This window comes from Atrimonas thermophila (assembly GCF_045864955.1).
In the GTDB taxonomy this organism is placed as follows: domain Bacteria; phylum Atribacterota; class Atribacteria; order Atribacterales; family Thermatribacteraceae; genus Thermatribacter; species Thermatribacter velox.
Genome location: NZ_AP028803.1, coordinates 779,791 through 798,998, shown reverse-complemented (window position 1 = coordinate 798,998; position 19,208 = coordinate 779,791). Strand labels below are relative to the sequence as shown.

Below are 19,208 nucleotides of genomic sequence, written 5' to 3'. Positions count from 1 at the left end.
TGGTTGACATCCTTCAAAAAGTTTCTTTTTAAAAGAGTTAAAAAGGAGTATGGCATTCTTTGGTATGCCTTACTTCTGGCAGTGAGTTTATGGTTTTTTCTGTTGAGTGAGGCGTATCTGCAAAAGTGAGAGAATTTGGAATTCCTTAAGCTGGAACTGTTTCGATATCGAACCAGCCAAAACAAACTCGATTTACCAAAGCTTGAGAAGAAAGGGGGAAATTGATAGTGAAAAAGTTTTCCATGAACAACATAAGAAATGCAGGATTGTTTGGTCACGCGGGTTCAGGTAAAACTACGATTTCTGAAGCCATGCTTTATAACGCTGGAGTCATCAATCGCAGGGGAAGAGTGGAAGATGGTAATACTGTTTCGGACTGGCAACCAGAAGAGGCCAAAAGGACGATCTCCATCGACCTTTCTCTGTTGCCTTTCGAATGGAAAGATTGCAAGATAAATCTCATAGACACACCAGGGTATATGGACTTCGAAGGAAATGTGGTAGCAGCGGTAAGGGCGGTGGATTTTGGAATAATTGCTGTATGTGCTGCGTCAGGCATGGGGGCAGGTACTGAGAAAGCCTGGAAGTATCTTGAGCGAGAAAATTTACCTGTGGTCTTCTTTGTTAACAAAATCGACCGTGAAGGAGCAAAGTTCGAAGAAACCTATCAGGAGCTTTCCAGTAAGCTCTCTGGCAAAATAACTCCGATAACCATTCCCATCGGAAAGGAAAGTAATTTTCAGGGCATTGTGGATTTAATATCCATGCAGGCCCTGTATTTTGACGCCGAAGGTAAGGTGTCTGTGAAAGAAATTCCATCTCAGCTTGAAGAGGTGGTAGCTGAGGCTCGGGAAAGGTTTCTCGAAAATGTCGCTGAGACCAACGATGACCTTCTGAATGCCTATCTCGAAGGGCAGGAAATAAACAACGAGGAACTCAAAAAAGCCCTTAAAGAAGCAATAAAGGAAAGAAAAATTTTCCCTCTTCTCTGTGGCTCGGGCTTAGAAAACAAAGGAGTTGGTTTCTTAAACGATTTTATTGTTGAATTTATGCCCGATCCAGGCTTAAGAAGAAAGATTAAAGGGATAAATCCCAAAACGCAGGAGGAAGTGGAAATACCCTGCAGTGAGGAAGCACCTTTCTCGGCTTTTGTCTTCAAGATAATCAGCGACCCTTACGTGGGCAAGATGGCAATGTTTAGAGTCTTTTCCGGGAAAATTACAGCGGATGCCAAGCTTTACAACGCTTCTCGGGATAGCGAAGAAAAGATTGGTCAGCTACTATTTTTGAGAGGCAAGCATCAGGAGCAAACCCAGGAAATTGGAGCTGGAGACATCGGTGTGGTGGCTAAAGTGGGTAACATTGGTGCTGGGGATACCCTTTCTGATCCCGCAAATCCTGTTGTGTTTCCTCCTCTTGAGCTGCCCGAACCCAATTACATAGCCGCTATCAAACCAGCGGGTAAAAGCGACGAGGAGAAAATCAGCGCTGCAATATCTCGGATTATAGAAGAAGACCCAGTCTTGAAGGTGGCCCGGGATCCAGATACGAAAGAGGAGCTGGTGTATGGTCTGGGTGATATCCACCTTGATGTACTGGTTGATAAAATGAAGCGCAAATTTGGAGTAGAAGCGACGCTAAGCATCCCCAAAGTGCCTTACAAAGAAACCATTAAAAAGAGTGCGAAAGCAGAAGGGAAGTACAAACGGCAATCCGGCGGAAGAGGACAGTATGGTCACGCCTGGCTGGAAATCGAACCTCTTCCTCGGGGGCAGGGCTTTGAGTTTGTGGACAAGATTGTAGGAGGAGTCATACCCAAAAATTACATCCCAGCGGTGGAAAAAGGTGTACAGGAAGCGATGCAGGAAGGGATTTTGGCCGGATATCAAGTTATAGATGTCAAAGTGACTGTTTTTGATGGTTCTTTCCATCCCGTTGACTCCTCAGACATGGCATTCAAAATAGCTGGTTCAATGGCTTTTAAGAAAGGAGCTCAGGAAGCAAATCCCGTGTTACTGGAACCAATAATGAAAATAGAGGTCCTGGTTCCCGAAGAAAATATGGGTGATGTTATAGGCGACCTCAACAGTCGAAGAGGTAAAATCCTGGGAATGGAACCCCAGAACGGGTACCAAAAAATCCAGGCTCTGGTTCCACTGGCTGAACTTTTCAGGTATTCTGTCGATCTTCGTTCCATAACCCAGGGCAGAGGGTCTTTTACCATGAAATTCGACCATTACGAAGAAGTTCCTCCACAAATTGCTGAAGCCATCATTGAAAAAGCTCGAAAGGAAAAAGAAGAGGGTTGATAATCCCGGATATTTACATAGGTGTGGACTTGGTAGATATTGAGCGAGTAAAAGGGGCGTTTCTGAAGTTCGGTAGTCGGTTCTTGGAGAAGCTTTTCAATGAAGAAGAGTTGCACTATTATACCCCCAGGCGCCTCCTGGAGGGAATGGCAACCCTTTTTGCAAGTAAAGAAGCTGTGAAGAAGCTTTATTTGCAAAAAGATATCAACCCGGGCTGGAAGGACATTTTTATATTGCATGATCACAAGAGGAAAATCACGGTGAAAATCAGCAGCAAGGTGCCACCCGTTTTTGAAAAAATATGCCTCTCGGTTACTCACACTCCTAAGGAGGTATGTGCAGTGGCTGTAGGCTTTTGTTTTGGGGAGGCGAAGGCTAAAAATGCATCTGGTGACTTCTGATGCAATGCAGAAAATAGAGCAGCACCTTTGTCAGCAATATGGAATAGACACCTTGTTGCTCATGGAAAATGCAGGGAAAAATGTAGCCAATGAAGCGCTTTCTATCTTAAAAGAGAAAAACCTCAAACAGGTCATCATCCTCTGTGGAGGAGGCAACAACGGTGGCGATGGGCTGGTGGCGGCACGACAATTACTCAGTGTATCTTCAGCGTATCCCGTTACCGTCTACCTTCTTGCCAATCCAGAGAAACTAAAGAAGGATCCTCTTTATAACTATCGAGTGCTTAAAAACATGTCAGCCCGAATAATAGAAGTTGCTTCTGTGAAGGATATAGAAATTTATCCACAATCTTTGGTAATTGATGCATTATTGGGTACTGGTCTATCCAAGCCCGTTGCAGGTCTCTACAGGGAAGCCGTAGAAAAAATTAACAGTGCCAGAGATGTTTTTGTGCTCTCGGTCGATGTTCCTTCAGGGATTAACGCTACATCGGGCGCAGTGATGGGTTCTTCCGTCAAGGCTGACTATACAGTTACCCTTGGATTACCCAAGAGAGGGCTCTTTGTCTTTCCCGCCAGGGAATATACAGGGAAAATCAAAGTAGCTGACATAGGTATACCTATTATCCTTCGAGAACCTTTTCCGATTAAAGATATTCTCATCACACCACACCTTATAAGTGAACATTTGCCAGAACGCAATCCCGATGTCCACAAAATAAGCGCGGGTGTGGTGGGTGTAATTGCCGGTTCCCCATCAATGCTTGGAGCAGGCATTTTAGCCTCCCTGGGGGCCTATGGTGCTGGCGCGGGAATGGTAGTTTGGCCTCTACCTTTTAGCGCTGCTTCGTTGGTTAAAATACATTTGCCTGAAGTGGTAACACCTTTGGTTGAAAGTACTCAGGCACAGCACTATTATACGCCCTCTGTTGCAGAATTCCTTGGAAAAAGCTTTGTAGAGAGGAAGTGCAGGAGCTTGATAATTGGACCAGGTTTGGGAGTATCTCCCGCAATGTCTTTTTTTGTCGAGAAAATTGTTCAGGCCAGCTCTCATATTGGTGGAGTGATTGATGCGGATGCTCTAAACTGCATAGCCGGTGAACGGCAGTTATGGAAAGGGAAACTCTCGGGTTGGATTATAACGCCCCACCACGGAGAAGCAGCGAGATTGCTTGGAAGCTCTCCAAAAGAAGTAGCGGAAAATCGATTTGAAGCGGTTAAGCAGTTAGCTGACTATTTCCAGTGTATAGCGGTTTTGAAAGGGCCGGCAACGTTGATAGCCGATCCCTCAGGAAATATATTCGTAAACCCCACTGGTGGTCCAGAGCTGGCCACCGCTGGGAGCGGAGACGTTCTTTCTGGAGTTATTGCGGGCATACTGGCGCAGACAGGGAAACACTTAGAAAGTGCCATCTGTGGTGTTTTTCTACATGGATTGGCAGGAGATATGCTGGCTCGAAACAAAAAAGAAATTACTGCCAAGGAGATAGCCTACCAAATTCCTGCAGCAAAGAAGGTGGTTCGTGATGGACAATATAGAATACCCTTCATGGATGGAGATTAATGCACGGAACTTGCGTAATAACTATTTGATTCTTAATGAACTGGCCCAAAACAGGGAATACAAAATAATTGGCGTAGTAAAAAGCAACGCTTATGGACATGGCGTTGAGGCTATAAAGGTTCTTGCAGAATGTGGTCTTTCGAGCTTTGCAGTGGGTAGCGTGCAAGAAGGCGTCAAACTCAGGAAAAGCGGCATCAAGGGAGAAGTGATAGTTTTGGAAGGCATCATGCCAGAAGAGCTTGAAGCTCTTTTTTTTTATAAACTGACGCCTGTCGTTTCTTCCTGCGAAGAATTGGATCTTTTGAGAGAAAATTCCGAGAAACTGCCGCTGAGTTTTTATCTTTTTATAGATACTGGAATGGGAAGAATGGGTTTCTTGCCTTTGGAACTGGAGGCAGAACCTTTCAAAGAACGTTTCTTTGGATTGCTTCCGCAATTAAAAGGGGTAATGACACACTTTGCTTGTGCTGAAACCGACCCCGAATACACTCGAGCGCAGTTGCATCTGTTTATTGAAACCTGCCATAAGATGGAAAGAATCTATGGACAACCCTTGAAAAGATACTGTGCGAATAGTGCAGCGTTTTTAACCTTACCTGAAGCTCGTCTTGATGGGGCTCGAATAGGCATAGCTCTTTTTGGTGTTTCTCCAACTACAGATTATTCACAGGTTGAGGAGTTGGGGTTAAAGCCGGTAATGAACATCAGAACCCGGGTGACTCATCTTAAAGAACTCCCTCCGGGCTACAGAGTAAGCTATGGAGCTACTTTTACTACCTGGAGGACTACCAAGGTGGCAATTGCTCACATTGGTTACTACTGGGGATTACCGCGCAATCTGTCCAACAAATTAGAAGTCATCCTTAAGGGGAAGAGAGTTCCCGTACTGGGAACCATTACTATGGAGCAAGTCGTGATTGACGTAACCGAGGTTGAAGGGGTACAAAAGGGGGATGTGGTTACTGTCATGGGTGAAGACGGTGGCGAAATGGTTCGCCCTGAAGAATTGGCTGAAAGATCTGCAACCATTCCTCACGAAATACTTTGCAATTTTGGAAAGATTGAATGTCGGAAAGTAATATGAAAGAAGAAAAGAGAACAGGCGAAATACTTTTGTGTGTTAAAACCGTGCTGGAGAGGGAAACCCTCGAAGTAGGGAGACGAATTTTGGATTTGGCAAGGCAATATGGAACAAACCTGATTTTGCTTGTGGGAGCTCTCGGAGCAGGTAAGACTACCCTGACCAAAGGTATTGGAGAGGCGCTGGGTATTCCACAAGAAAAAGTAACCAGCCCCACTTTTGCGTTGATACACGAGTACCAGGGACAGCAGGGGATTATGTACCACATGGATTTCTATCGTCTTGATAGTTGGGAAGAAGTGCTGGAGCTGGGTTTTGAAGAATATGCCAGTCGATCTGGGGTAGTGGTGGTAGAGTGGGCCGATAAATTCATGCATCATTTTCCAAATCCTTACATTACAGTTAAAATATCCTGGAAGGATTTATCTGCTCGAGAAATAATTGTGGAGTACTGGAAATGAAAGCCGACAAATACGAAAAATACATTCTTGCCTTTGATAGTAGTACCCCCTGGCTCTCTGTGGCCCTTGCTCAAGGCCAGGAAGTAAAAGTTTCTTTACTGCACTATGCTCGTGAGAACCATTCCAGATATCTGTTTGATCATCTTGAGTATCTTAAAAAAGAGTATGCTTTGCAGTCCACTAATCTGGAAGCTGTTATAGTTGGGATAGGGCCTGGTTCCTTCACCGGAGTGAAGATTGGAGTTTGTGTTGCTAAAGCGATCGCTTTTGGTTATCAGCTCCCTTTGGTGGGATTTTCCACCCTGGAAAGCTTGGCTCTCGAAGCAATGAGGTCAAGCTTTTTCTCAAAGGACTTTGAAAAAATCTTCCCGATAATTCACCATAAAAAGGACGAAATCTTCTGGGTAGACTTAGATTGGAAAACGCCCTGGAAAGAAATACAGCCAATTACCAAAGTCGAAACCGGGAATATTCAGGATTTTGTAGCAAAGTATGCCCGCTACAGGGGACTGGTTGTATCTCCTTCTTCCTTTCTCAAGAGCCATTTTGAGGGGTGCGAAGGCAACCTTCTCTTTATGCAGGCCTTTCCACAAGCCTTACGATTAATCGAGCTTTACCATCAACGCGGAAGTAGAGAAATTGCAAGTACTGAAAACGTTTTTCGTGTTGGGCCCATCTATGGTGCGAAACTTTTTTAAGAATGAAACGCAACCAGCTAATGCTGGAGGCGCATTTACCATTCAGAGGATGCATTTTCAGCACTTGCCTTATGTGGTGGCCATTGAAAAGAAATCCTTCAAACATCCCTGGAGTTACTCTCTATTTTTGAGTGAACTTTCCAATAAAATAGCTCACTATTTTGTCGCTTTCCTGGGTAGCAGAGTAATAGGATATGTTGGGCTCTGGATTTATCTTCGCGAGGCCCACATTACAACTTTTGCTATTCATCCTGAATTCCGTAGAAAGGGTTATGGTACAAAGCTTTTGCATTATGCGCTTGAGTTTGCGAAGAGCAAAGGCTGTAAAGAAGTGCTTCTGGAAGTGAGAGTTTCTAATCAGGTTGCCCAAGCGCTTTATCGAAGGTTTGGGTTTTCTGAAATAGGTATTCGCAAGGTTTATTATAGTGATGGAGAAGATGCCCTGGTTATGAGAAAGAGTCTGTAGATAAAGGAGGCAAAAGTGTACGTTTTAGGAATTGAAACCAGCTGCGATGATACCTGTTGTGCAGTGCTTAAAGATGATAGACAAATTCTTTCCAGTGTAGTATCCAGTCAGGTGGATTTCCATCGCAAATATGGAGGAGTGGTACCCGAAGTGGCGTCACGGAAACATCTGGAACTTCTTCCCTGGGTGACCCAAGAGGCACTTTCTCGGGCAAAAATTGGTCTTGAAACTATGGATCTGATAGCAGTGACTATGGGGCCAGGCTTGATGGGCTCGCTACTTATGGGTACCTGCTGGGCAAAATCTTTGGCGCTGTGTTTCAATGTACCTATCGTTGGTGTTAACCACCTTGAGGGCCACCTGTTTGCAGCATACCTCGAACATCAGAACCTTGCCCCTCCCTTTGTCGCTTTAATCGCTTCGGGAGGACATACCGAATTGATAGCCGTTAAAGAGTGGGGTACCTATCATCTCTTGGGGCGAACCAGAGATGATGCAGCAGGAGAAGCCTTTGATAAGATAGCCAAGTTCTTGGGGCTTGGTTATCCTGGGGGACCGATCATCGATCTCCTTAGTCAAGAGGGTAACCCATCGCGCTTTGTTTTTAAAGCGGGCTTCGAAGATGAAGACAACTTTGAGTTTAGTTTTAGCGGCCTCAAAACAGCGGTAATAAGGGCTTACCAGAGCTTGGAAATTGGGCCTGGAGACATCAAAGACCTGATAGCCTCCTTTCAGGAAAGTGTGGTTCGCGTGCTTACCAAAAAAACCATTTTCGCTGCTAAAAAACTTAACTTCAAAAAGATAGTCGTAGGAGGGGGAGTGGCTGCGAACAGAGCTCTCAGAAAGAGATTACAAGAAGAAGCTCAGAAAGAAGGACTTGAGGTCTATCTCCCCTCAAAAAGTTTCTGCACCGACAATGCAGCAATGGTAGCCGCGTGCGGTTATTTTCATTTTGTTCGAAACCCTCAGCGCTATTTCTCGGTTAAAACACTGGAACCAGATCCGAAACTTGGCATAACCTGATTTTTAAGCCGAGAAACTTGCATTCTCTGGGCACTCTGTTATCATAGATTGAGCAACTTTTGGGTAACTTTAACCTTAGCTGGTACCGGAAAGGAAGGTGCTTTGAATGGCTGCAAAAAGAGTAGTTCTTGGAATTGAGGCTCAGAAGGCCATAAAAAATGGGATAAACAAAGTAGCAAACTTGGTAAGGCTAACTCTTGGTCCCAAAGGCAGGAACGTGGTTATAGAGAGGAAGTATGGTCCTCCGTTGGTTAGTAATGATGGTGTGACCATAGCCAGAGAGGTGGAAATTGAAAACTACCTCGAGGAGCTGGGTAGTAAACTTGCAAAAGAGGTAGCCACCAAAACCAACGACGTTGTTGGTGATGGCACCACGACTGCCCTGGTACTTGCCCAAACAATGATCGAAGAAGGCCTCAAAGCAACAACCATAGCGTGCAATCCGGTTTTACTTAGACAAGGCATGGAAAAAGCGCTCAAGCAGGTGATTGAGTTTATAGAAAATTCAAGTATCAGCATAGAAAGCTCGGAACAGATTGTTCAGGTGGCTTCCATTTCTGCCAACGACGTTGCAATTGGCAGACTCATTGCCCAGGCAATGGAAAAGGTTGGTAGAGATGGAGTGATCACCGTTGAAGAATCACCTTCATCCCAAACTGTTCTGGAATTAGTAGAGGGGATTCAGTTTGACCGTGGTTTCCTTTCCCCATATATGATCACCAATCCAGAAAAGATGGAAGCAGTGCTTGAGAACCCCTATATACTGGTTACGGATTTTAAAATAAGTACTAGCAGAGCCCTGCTTCCTCTTTTACAAAAAATCCACCAGAGGGGAGCCTCTTTGCTCATCATTGCTGAGGAGTTGGAAGGAGAAGCCCTAACTACTTTGGTGGTCAATAAACTCCAGGGTGTTTTGAAGGTCCTGGCGGTAAAAGCTCCTGCCTTTGGAGAGCGCAGAAAGGAAATTCTTAAGGATATAGCAGTGTTGACCGGAGCTCAGGTGATTTCTCAAGAGTTGGGCATGAAACTTGAAAAAGTGACTCTTGACCTTCTGGGGCGAGCTGACAAAGTTGTGGCCACCAAAGAAAAGACCACCATTATAGGGGGTAAGGGGAACAAAAAAGACATTGAGGAACGTATAAAGCAAATCAAGGTCCAAATCGATCGAGCTACTTCCGAATATGATAGAGAAAAACTTCGTGAGCGTTTGGCTAAGCTGGTAGGAGGCGTAGCCGTTATTAAAGTTGGAGCACCAACCGAGACAGAACTTAAAGAGAAAAAATTTCGAGTTGAAGACGCTCTCGCTGCTACCCAGGCAGCGACAGAAAAGGGAATAGTTCCAGGTGGGGGAGCTATTCTGGTACATGCTTCTCAAAGAGTTAGTAACCTAAATTTTGAAAATGAAGATCAGCGGGTGGGAGCCAATATAATTTGCAAAGCTCTGGAAGAACCCGCAAAAAGAATTGCAGAGAACGCGGGTTTTAATGGTGCGCTTGTGGTGGCTACCATAAAAGAAAAACCGGTTGGATGGGGTTTTGATGCCATGGCGGGTAACTTTGTTCAAATGCAAGATGCAGGTATCGTAGACCCAACTAAAGTAGTACTTACCGCTCTTCAAAACGCATTCAGTATGGCTTCTCTTGTTTTAACCACCCAGGCCATCGTTGCAGAGTTGAAAGAATAAACCTTCCCCAGGGACCACTCAAAAGCGGTTCCTGGGGAAGGTAATCCAGACGTTCGAGCTTCTTATTTGAGATTATCTCAAACCGATAGTATAATTTCTAAATCACTTGCACAGGACCAATTTTTTCCAATAAAACAGAAATAAGCAATTTGAAAAACAGGAAGGTGAGCTGTGATGGAAAACTGGTTCATAGGACGAAACCGCACAGCGAGGATGACCTATGGATTTGATGATGTCTCGCTGGTTCCTGGTGAAGTTACTGTTGACCCACAAGATGTGGATATCTCTACCCGGATAGGCAATGTTTCCCTAAGCATTCCTCTTTTAGGAGCCGCCATGGACGGTGTTATTGACGTCAAAATGGCTGTGGAATTGGGCAAAATGGGCGGCTTAGGTGTGCTGAATCTGGAAGGTATTTTTACCAAATACGAAGACCCTTACTCAATCATCGATGAGATTATAGCTCAACCCAAGGAAAAGGTAACCAGTTTTATTCAAAAGGTTTATCAGGTACCCGTGAAAGAAGAATTGGTTTTCGCAAGAATTCAGGAAATTAAATCTTCAGGAGTTCTTGCTTGCTGTTCTTGCACCCCTTCCAAAGCCGCAACACTGGGTAAGCTGGCTTTAAAAGCTGGTGCGGACGTGATCGTCATTCAATCCACAGTTACCACCTTGCGTTTTGTTTCTTCGACACAACAGGAATTTGATCTTGAAAGGTTTTGCCAAGAAAGCAATGTGCCGGTAATCGTTGGCAACTGTGCAACCTACAAAGCGGCCCTGGAGCTTATGAAAGCTGGAGCTTCGGGAATTCTGGTAGGTATAGGTCCTGGAGCAGCTTGCACCACCAGAGCAGTGCTGGGTATAGGTGTACCCCAGATTACCGCAACCATAGATGTAGCCTGTGCCAGGGATGATTTTTACAGTGTAACCGGACGTTATGTAGCAGTGATAACCGATGGAGGAATGAGAGTAGGGGGTGACATAGCAAAGGCTTTTGCTAGTGGAGCAGATGCTGTAATGCTTGGCTCACCCCTTGCAAGTGCTAAAGAAGCGCCGGGCAAAGGACACCATTGGGGTATGGCGACCCCTGATCCGAGTTTACCACGTGGCACTCTGGTGAAAGTAGGCATTAAAGGTTCATTAAAGGAAATACTTTTTGGCCCCAGCCATCTTACCGACGGTACCATGAATCTCTTTGGAGCACTCAAGGGTGCAATGGGGTCTCTGGGTGCAAAAAACATTCAAGAAATGCATCAGGTAGAGATTGCTATATCTCCAAGTATATGGACTGAGGGGAAGTTGCTTCAAAAAAGCCAGGGCGTGGGAATGGGGAGATGAAAACAGCATGGATAAAATCGTGATTCTCGATTTTGGGTCCCAATACACTCAGCTTATCGCCCGCCGGATTAGAGAGCTACAAGTCTACAGCGAAGTGTGGCCCTGTCACATGAAGGGTCAGGAGTATAACCTGAACAGTCCAGAAGTCAAAGGCATAATCCTCTCAGGAAGTCCGTACAGTGTGACCAGCGAAGAAGCTCCAACCCTTCCTGGAGAAGTATTGCAAAGCGGGAAACCAGTCCTGGGGATTTGCTATGGAATGCAGCTTCTGGTAAAGAGCTTGGGCGGGAAAGTCGTAAGAGCCGCCCAAAGAGAATATGGACGGGCTCTCCTGACCATTCTTGAGAAAAAGGGGTTGTTTGAGGGAATGGGAGGAGAAACTATCTGCTGGATGAGTCACGGAGATAGCGTCGTTGCCCTCCCCCCTGGTTTCGTAAAGATTGCGAAGACCGAGGATTGCGAGTTTGCCGCAATCCGTAGTGAGGATGGGAAGATATGGGGAATCCAGTTCCACCCCGAAGTGTCTCATACCCCTCTGGGCAAGGAAATGTTAGCCAACTTTGTATTTTTCATATGCGGTTGTAATCCAGAATGGACTCCAGAGTCCATTCTGAAACAGCAGATCAATTATATCCGCAACGAAGTGAAGCAGGAAAGAGTTGTATGTGCATTGAGCGGTGGCGTGGATTCGGTAACCGCAGCAGTGTTGACTTACCGAGCTATTGGAGACCAGCTAAGTTGCATTTTTGTAAATAACGGATTGCTTCGAAAAGGCGAAGCTGAAGAAGTGTTGAAGAGTACTCAAAAGCTTCTGGGCAAAGAGAGAGTTATTTACGTAGATGCTGGAGAGCGCTTTATTTCCAGACTTCGGGGGGTCCTTGATCCTGAAGAAAAAAGAAGAATAATAGGTAAAGCGTTCATCGAAGTTTTTGAAGAAGAAGCAGCGAAGCTGGGAAACATAACCTATCTTCTCCAGGGTACTCTTTATCCGGATGTCATAGAAAGTACCTCAGTTTGGGGTCCTTCTGCTCGCATTAAAACCCACCATAACGTAGGAGGTTTACCTGAACGCATGCAGCTTAAGGTTTTGGAACCGCTCAGATTTCTTTTTAAAGATGAAGTGAGGACTCTGGCGCAACAGCTGGGGATACCCGAGAAAATAGTATGGCGACAGCCTTTCCCGGGACCTGGGTTGGCAGTGAGAATTGTGGGAGAGGTGACGCCTGAGCGATTGGAAATATTGCGAGAAATGGATTATATAATATTTCAGGAACTGAGTAAATCACCGATATTCCGCAAAATATGGCAGTCTTTTGGAGTGCTGGTTCCGGTGCGGAGCGTAGGTATTATGGGTGATGAAAGAACTTACGAGTATGTAGGGGTGTTGAGAGCGGTGCTCAGCGAAGATGGAATGACTGCGGACTGGGCTCGTCTTTCTTATGACACTCTGGATGTCATTGCAAGAAGAGTGGTTAATGAAGTTAAAGGCATCGGACGCATGGTATACGATATTACTTCCAAACCACCTGCAACAATCGAGTGGGAATGATAGGAGGTTTTTTGGGTGTCTGTTTATATCATTGTAGGTACTCACTGGGGCGATGAAGGTAAAGGGAAAATCGTCGATTATCTTAGCGAAAATGCGGACCTGGTTGTAAGGGCCCAGGGAGGTAGCAACGCTGGTCATACAGTTATGGTGGATGGTAAAAAATATGTGTTCCACGTTTTGCCTTCGGGAATCCTCCACCGAAATAGTATATGCATACTTGGTGACGGGATGGTCATAGACCCGGAAGCACTCATTGAAGAAGTTAATATTTTACGAAAGCAGGACAAGAAAGTCGTAAAGCGTATCCGTATTAGCGGTAAAGCTCATCTGGTGATGCCGTATCACAAAATCCTGGATAGGCTGGTTGAAGAGTTCAGGGGTGAACAGAGACTAGGTACCACAGGGAGAGGGATTGGACCCTGTTATGAAGATAAGGTTGCCCGCTGGGGAATACGAGTAGGAGATATGCTGGATGAGCTAAACTTTGCTACCAAACTCAAAATGGCTATATGCTATAAGAATGCCCTTCTTGAAAAAGTTTTTGGACATCCTCCTTTGAAGTTTGATGCAATATTGCGTAAGTATTATGAGTATTTCCAGATTTTTAAAGAGTGGATTGCAGATACTTCGCTGATGGTTTATCAAGCAGCCAGAGAGGGAAAGAAAATCCTAATTGAGGGAGCACAGGGTTCAATGCTGGATCTCGATCACGGTACATACCCCTTCGTTACTTCCTCGCATCCCATAGCAAGCGGTGCTATATTGGGTTCAGGAATAGGGCTGCTCGAAAACATTGAAGTGGTAGGAATTTGCAAAGCTTACACCTCAAGAGTTGGTGAGGGTCCTTTCCCCACAGAGCTTAGAGATGAAACTGGAACGCTTCTTAGAGAAAAGGGTCAGGAATTTGGAGCTACCACCGGTCGTCCCAGAAGATGCGGATGGCTTGATGGGGTGGCACTCAAATACGCGGTACGTATTAACAACATTAAATGGCTTGCCCTTACCAAACTGGATGTTTTAAGCAACCTGCCGGAAGTGAAAATATGCCGAGCCTACAAGATAGAGGGAACTGAAGTTGAAGAGTTTCCCGTCAACCCTCTGTACTGGACCTATTGTGAACCGATTTACGAAACTTTTCCGGGCTGGAAGGGAGATATTTCTGGTATACGAGAATACCGCAATCTCCCCCTGGAAGCCAGACAGTACATAGAATTCATCGAGGACTTAAGCGGTGTCCCGGTAGCGTTGATTTCGGTAGGTCCTGATAGACGTGATACAATAATAAGGAAAGAACTATTTTGAAAGAGCGTGGTCCCTGTGGAAGAAAAAGAAAAAGTACGCCGGGAAATTGAAAAGCTCCGGGAGATAATCCACTACCACGACTACAGATACTACGTGTTGAACTCTCCGGAAATCTCCGATGCTGAATATGACGCCCTAATGAGAAAGCTTGAAGAATTGGAGCAGAAATATCCGGAGTTTATTACCCCTGACTCTCCCACCCAGAGAGTCGCAGGAAAGCCTCAGGAAGCTTTCCCACCGTTTATCCATAGTCGACCTCTGTTGAGCTTAAACAACGCTTTTTCAGATGAGGAAATACGAGAATTCGATCGGCGAGTGAAGCGCTGGCTTGGAGAAAACGAGATTGAGTACGTTGTAGAGCTCAAGATAGACGGATTGGCGGTAAACCTGCGCTATGAAAATGGAGTGTTTGTTCGAGGTGGAACCAGAGGCGATGGGTTAACCGGAGAGGACGTAACCCCCAATCTCCGGACTATACGGAGCATTCCATTAAGACTTCAGGGTTCTGCGCCACCGCGCATAATAGAAGTTCAGGGCGAAGTATTTATGCCCAAAAAAGACTTTGAAAAATTAAACGAAGAGAGAAAGAACAATGGAGAAGTGCCTTTTGCTAATACCAGAAACGCTGCTGCTGGTTCCCTGAGGCAGCTTGACCCCAGCATAACCGCTAAGAGACATCTTGATATATTTGTGTATTCAGCCTTTTTCATCGAAAGCGACTACCAACCTGAAACTCACTGGGAAGCGCTTCAATATCTGAAGGAGTTGGGTTTTAAAGTGAATCCTCACTCCACACTGGTCAGTTCTGTAGAAGAAGTAATACGCCTCCATAAGGAGTGGGAAGAGAAAAGAAAATCTCTGGACTACGATATAGACGGCCTGGTTGTAAAGGTTAATTCTCTTCGCCAGCAAGAAAAGCTGGGCGCGACGACCAAAAGCCCCCGTTGGGCCATTGCTTTTAAATTTCAGCCGACTTATGGAATAACCCGGGTAATTGACATAGAAGTCAACGTAGGAAGGACTGGAACCCTTACCCCAGTAGCCGTGTTGGAACCAGTAGAAGTGGGTGGGGTGGTTATTAAAAGAGCCACACTGCACAACGAAGACGAAATTCGCAGAAAAGACGTGCGTATAGGAGATTGGGTGGTTGTGGGGAGAGCAGGTGAAGTAATTCCAGAAATAGTAAAGGTAATTAAAGAAAGGAGAAGTGGGGAAGAGAAGTTTTTCACTATGCCTGATAAGTGCCCGGTATGTGGTAGCCGTGTATACAGAGAAGAAGGAGAAGTCGCTTGGCGCTGTATCAATGCCAGCTGCCCAGCCCAAATCAAAGAGAGAATAAAACACTGGGCCTCTCGAGCAGCTATGGATATAGAGGGTTTGGGAGAGAAAATTGTAGAACAACTGGTGGACACAGGGCTTGTGAAAAGCATTCCCGACCTCTACCGATTAACCAAAAGCCAGCTGGAGCGGCTGGAACGAATGGGCCCAAAATCTGCCGAAAACCTTATCAATGCCTTAGAGCGTTCTAAAAAGCGGCCTCTTTTCAGGTTCATTTTCGCCCTTGGCATAAGGCATGTTGGAGAGTATATAGCCCAGTTACTTGCCAAACATTTTAAAGATATTCAAAAACTTAGGAAGGCAACCAAAGAGGACCTCTTAAAAATAGAGGGCATAGGCCCTATCGTGGCAGATTCAATAGCACAATTTTTTGCTAACCCTGAAAACCAGAGAATGATTGACGAGTTACTTAACCTGGGTATTGAGCCTCAACCCTTGGAAGAAAAGCCCAAGAGCAGCTTCTTTGCTGATAAAACCTTTGTCATTACTGGTGCACTGGAGCGTTTCTCCAGAGATGAAGCCAAAAGCATTATTGAGGAAAGGGGCGGAAAAGTAGCCAATACCGTTTCCTCGCGGACAGATTTCCTTATAGTGGGCAAGAACCCTGGTTCTAAACTGAGAGAGGCAGAGAGCAGAAAAATCCCCATTTTAACCGAGGAAGAGTTTTACAGAATCCTGGACCAGGAAGGCTGAGTTTCCCCTTGAAAGAGAGAGGTGACTGTTGTGGATCCAAAAATCAACTTGGAAGAGATAAAGAAAGTGGCACAGCTTGCAAAACTCAGTTTTAAAGAAGAGGAGCTGCAAACTTTTTTCGAAGATATTAACAACATTGTTTCTCACTTTGCCAAGCTTGAAGAGCTGGATCTGGAAAATGTTTCACCAACATCCCATATTTCTTGGAGCACTCCCCCGACCAATCCAGACCAACCGGTACAGTGGCCTGATTACCAGAAAATTCTGGAACGTGCTCCTCGAGTTAGTGGCAATTATGTTATCGTTCCCAAAATAGTTGACAAGTAGGTGGAAAGCAATGGATATCAAGGAGTTTAAGGATTTTTCCCTGGAAGATTACCAAAAACTTATCAAAAACAGGGAAATATCGGTAAAAGAACTGGCTCAGCTATTTTTGCAAAGAATTGAAAACGTTGACCCCTATTTGCACGCTTTCTTATTTGTTAATCGGGAGTCTATTCTTGATGAAGCACAATCTCTGGATGAGCAGCTCGAGAAAGCAAATCCTGAGGAAATCCCACCTCTTTTTGGAATTCCAATTGCCATCAAGGATAATATTTGCACCCAAAATATACCAACTACCTGTGCTTCTAAAATCCTGGAGGGTTTTATTCCTCCTTATGATGCCACTGTAGTTTCCAGACTCAAGGCTCAGGGGGCTCTTATTCTTGGCAAGACCAATATGGACGAGTTTGCCATGGGATCTTCAACTGAAAATAGCGCTTTTGGACCCACCAGAAACCCTTTTGACCTTAATAGAGTACCCGGGGGGTCAAGTGGAGGCTCAAGTGCTTGCGTATCTGCTTTGGAAGCTCCTGTATCTTTGGGGTCAGATACCGGGGGCTCCATAAGGCAGCCAGCTGCTTTTTGTGGAGTGGTGGGTTTACGGCCTACCTATGGCCGGGTATCTCGCTTTGGCCTGGTTAGTTTCGCATCTTCTCTGGATCAAATAGGACCAATTACCAGAACGGTTAAGGATTGTGTAACTATTTTTGAAGTCATCAGTGGTAAAGACGAAAAAGATTCAACTTGCGCTCCCTATCCAGCGTTTCAAGCCCAGGAAATACCTTCTCGAGAGGAGGTCAAGAAATTAAAAGTAGGATTGCCCCGAGAGTATTTCTCGGAGGGCGTGGATTCTGAGATTATCGAGAGCATTCAAAACACCATAGATTTTCTGGAAAAAGAAGGCATTAAACTGGTTGAGGTTTCCCTGCCCCACACCGTTTACGCCTTGGAAGCCTACTACATCGTTGCTCCTTCTGAAGCCAGTTCCAACTTGGCTCGCTACGACGGGGTGTTGTATGGTTTCAGAGCCCAGGAAGCAGCCGAGCTACAGGAAATGTATTTTAAAACCCGTACTCAAGGGTTTGGTAAAGAGGTTAAAAGGCGTATAATTTTGGGTACCTATTCTTTGAGCTCTGGCTACTATGATGAGTTTTATCTCAAGGGAATGAAGGTCAGAACCTTGGTAAGACAGGATTTTGAAAAAGCTTTTGAGGTTTGTGACCTTCTGCTCACACCTGTTTCGCCGTGTCTTCCCTTTTTGTTTGGGGAAAGAACCCAGGATCCCTACCAAATGTACCTTGCAGATGTGTTTACGATTCCTTCCGCAATGGCTGGCATACCGGCACTCTCGATTAACTGTGGTTATGCCAGGAGCCTCCCCGTTGGCCTTCAGATTATTGGCAGACCATTTCAGGAAGGGTTGTTATTCGGTTTGGGGTTGTTAATCGAAGAAGGACTTGCTCTTGGGGCTCCTTTTCCAGAAATTCCTCTCAGAAAGGAGAACACCTATGAGTGAACAGACAGAAGCTTTTGTAACCATAGGTCTGGAAATCCATTGTCAGCTACTGACTAAAAGCAAACTTTTTTGCCAGTGTGCAACCGACTATATAGGAAAAGAGCCCAATACCCTTATCTGTCCGGTATGCACGGGCTTGCCCGGTTCCTTGCCAGTCCTTAACGCTGAAGCGCTCAAATTAACAATTAAAACTGCTCTGGCACTAAATTGTGACATACTTCCTCAGGCGGTATTTTATCGCAAAAACTATTTTTATCCGGACCTCCCCAAGGGGTATCAGATTTCGCAATACGACCTGCCTGTTGGCAAGGACGGTTTTATGGAATTTTCCTTTCAGGGCAAGCGCAAAAGGGTCAACATAAAGAGAGTGCATCTTGAAGAGGATGCTGGAAAACTAATCCATGAAGGCCCGGACTTACCCTCTTCAACTTCAGGAGTAGATTTTAACCGCTGTGGGATTCCCTTAGTAGAGATAGTGACCGAGCCGGATCTTTCCTCTCCCGAGGAAGCTCGGGAGTTTTTAAATCTGCTTCGGCGCCTGGTGCGTTACATTGGAGTAAGTGATGGAAACATGGAGGAGGGGTCGCTACGCTGTGATGCCAATGTTTCCGTCTCTTTAACCGGACAGAGTCTGGGGACTAAAGTAGAAGTAAAGAACATGAATTCGTTTCGTTCGGTCTACAAGGCTTTGAAATTTGAAGTCGAGAGACAAAGAGAGATGCTCTTGAACCACCAGACCATAGAGCAAGAAACCAGACACTGGGACGAAGCGAAGCAGGTTACGGTTTCGGCTCGCGGCAAGGAAGAAGCAGAAGATTACCGGTATTTTCCCGATCCTGATTTGTTACCTATTACCATAGATAGCCAACTTGTTGAAGAAATAAAAAATACCCTTTCAGAGTTACCTTTAGAGAGAAAAGAACGGTTGATGGTAGAGTATGAACTTACAGAAGGCGAAGCTGAAGTTCTGACCCAGGAAAAAGAAATTGCTGACTTTTTTGAAGAGTGTGTAAAGCTTATGCCTAAACCTCAACTTATCTGCAACTGGATTGTGACAGAAGTGCGTAAAAACTTAAATATGATGAACCAGAGCATTGATAAAAGTAAAATAACACCTCAGAAGTTTGTGGAACTCTTGAAGCTTGTTGAAAAGAAAGAAATAACCGCTAATATAGGCAAGGAAATTCTCGAGGAAATGTTCAAAAGTGGTTTGACAGCGAAGGAAATCATTGCTAAAAAAGGCATTTCAATGATAAGTAGCGAGAAAGAACTGGAAAAAATCGTCTTCGAAGTCATAGAAAAGAATCCGCAAAGTGTGGCTGATTACCTTAGTGGCAAAGAAAAAGCGCTGCACTATCTTATAGGCCAGGTTATGAGAGCAACACGGGGGCAGGCTGATCCTGAGATGGTTAAAAACATTTTGGTTAAAAAACTTTCTGGAGAGGATTAAAGAGGCGGAAA

Annotated in this window: 16 protein-coding genes; all 16 read left to right on the top strand. The window is 45.1% G+C overall.

Annotation, left to right across the window (positions count from 1 at the left end; genetic code table 11):
* Positions 1–227 precede the first annotated feature (227 nt).
* The 16 genes from fusA (at position 228) to gatB (ending at position 19,197) form a co-directional block, all read left to right on the top strand.
* Positions 228–2,309 carry an elongation factor G gene (fusA, locus tag ACKTT1_RS04210; RefSeq protein WP_412710290.1) on the top strand — a complete coding sequence of 694 codons (2,082 nt, stop codon included), beginning with the start codon at positions 228–230 and terminating at the stop codon, positions 2,307–2,309.
* Complete coding sequence (locus tag ACKTT1_RS04205; protein WP_412710289.1) at positions 2,306–2,710, top strand: holo-ACP synthase; 405 nt, start codon at positions 2,306–2,308, stop codon at positions 2,708–2,710. Before fusA ends, ACKTT1_RS04205 begins: the two co-directional genes overlap by 4 nt.
* Positions 2,691–4,274, top strand: coding sequence for an NAD(P)H-hydrate dehydratase (locus ACKTT1_RS04200; RefSeq protein ID WP_412710288.1), 1,584 nt, complete (start codon positions 2,691–2,693; stop codon positions 4,272–4,274). The genes ACKTT1_RS04205 and ACKTT1_RS04200 overlap by 20 nt, the downstream gene beginning before the upstream one ends.
* Positions 4,237–5,358: an alanine racemase gene (alr, locus tag ACKTT1_RS04195; RefSeq protein ID WP_412710287.1), complete on the top strand. Its 1,122-nt coding sequence runs from the start codon at positions 4,237–4,239 to the stop codon at positions 5,356–5,358. The genes ACKTT1_RS04200 and alr overlap by 38 nt, the downstream gene beginning before the upstream one ends.
* Complete coding sequence (gene tsaE / locus ACKTT1_RS04190) at positions 5,340–5,816, top strand: tRNA (adenosine(37)-N6)-threonylcarbamoyltransferase complex ATPase subunit type 1 TsaE (RefSeq protein ID WP_412710286.1); 477 nt, start codon at positions 5,340–5,342, stop codon at positions 5,814–5,816. The genes alr and tsaE overlap by 19 nt, the downstream gene beginning before the upstream one ends.
* Positions 5,813–6,514 carry a tRNA (adenosine(37)-N6)-threonylcarbamoyltransferase complex dimerization subunit type 1 TsaB gene (gene tsaB / locus ACKTT1_RS04185; RefSeq protein ID WP_412710285.1) on the top strand — a complete coding sequence of 234 codons (702 nt, stop codon included), beginning with the start codon at positions 5,813–5,815 and terminating at the stop codon, positions 6,512–6,514. The genes tsaE and tsaB overlap by 4 nt, the downstream gene beginning before the upstream one ends.
* 49 nt (positions 6,515–6,563) lie before the next feature.
* Positions 6,564–6,980, top strand: a complete 417-nt coding sequence (gene rimI / locus ACKTT1_RS04180) for a ribosomal protein S18-alanine N-acetyltransferase (protein ID WP_412710284.1) — start codon at positions 6,564–6,566, stop codon at positions 6,978–6,980.
* A gap of 15 nt (positions 6,981–6,995) precedes the next feature.
* On the top strand, positions 6,996–8,003 hold the full coding sequence (tsaD, locus tag ACKTT1_RS04175) for a tRNA (adenosine(37)-N6)-threonylcarbamoyltransferase complex transferase subunit TsaD (protein ID WP_412710283.1): 1,008 nt from the start codon (positions 6,996–6,998) through the stop codon (positions 8,001–8,003).
* A 106-nt stretch (positions 8,004–8,109) separates the two neighbouring features.
* Positions 8,110–9,687, top strand: coding sequence for a chaperonin GroEL (gene groL / locus ACKTT1_RS04170; protein WP_369017391.1), 1,578 nt, complete (start codon positions 8,110–8,112; stop codon positions 9,685–9,687).
* A 174-nt stretch (positions 9,688–9,861) separates the two neighbouring features.
* Positions 9,862–11,025, top strand: a complete 1,164-nt coding sequence (locus ACKTT1_RS04165; RefSeq protein ID WP_369017392.1) for a GuaB3 family IMP dehydrogenase-related protein — start codon at positions 9,862–9,864, stop codon at positions 11,023–11,025.
* A gap of 7 nt (positions 11,026–11,032) precedes the next feature.
* Entirely contained in the window at positions 11,033–12,574 is a 1,542-nt protein-coding gene (guaA, locus tag ACKTT1_RS04160) for a glutamine-hydrolyzing GMP synthase (protein ID WP_412710282.1), read from the top strand.
* Between the two features lie 15 nt (positions 12,575–12,589).
* On the top strand, positions 12,590–13,876 hold the full coding sequence (locus ACKTT1_RS04155) for an adenylosuccinate synthase (RefSeq protein ID WP_369017394.1): 1,287 nt from the start codon (positions 12,590–12,592) through the stop codon (positions 13,874–13,876).
* A gap of 15 nt (positions 13,877–13,891) precedes the next feature.
* Complete coding sequence (ligA, locus tag ACKTT1_RS04150; protein WP_369017395.1) at positions 13,892–15,907, top strand: NAD-dependent DNA ligase LigA; 2,016 nt, start codon at positions 13,892–13,894, stop codon at positions 15,905–15,907.
* A gap of 30 nt (positions 15,908–15,937) precedes the next feature.
* On the top strand, positions 15,938–16,234 hold the full coding sequence (gene gatC / locus ACKTT1_RS04145) for an Asp-tRNA(Asn)/Glu-tRNA(Gln) amidotransferase subunit GatC (RefSeq protein WP_369017396.1): 297 nt from the start codon (positions 15,938–15,940) through the stop codon (positions 16,232–16,234).
* 10 nt (positions 16,235–16,244) lie between these two features.
* On the top strand, positions 16,245–17,747 hold the full coding sequence (gene gatA / locus ACKTT1_RS04140) for an Asp-tRNA(Asn)/Glu-tRNA(Gln) amidotransferase subunit GatA (RefSeq protein ID WP_369017397.1): 1,503 nt from the start codon (positions 16,245–16,247) through the stop codon (positions 17,745–17,747).
* Complete coding sequence (gene gatB / locus ACKTT1_RS04135; RefSeq protein ID WP_369017398.1) at positions 17,740–19,197, top strand: Asp-tRNA(Asn)/Glu-tRNA(Gln) amidotransferase subunit GatB; 1,458 nt, start codon at positions 17,740–17,742, stop codon at positions 19,195–19,197. Before gatA ends, gatB begins: the two co-directional genes overlap by 8 nt.
* The last annotated feature ends 11 nt before the right edge of the window (positions 19,198–19,208 follow it).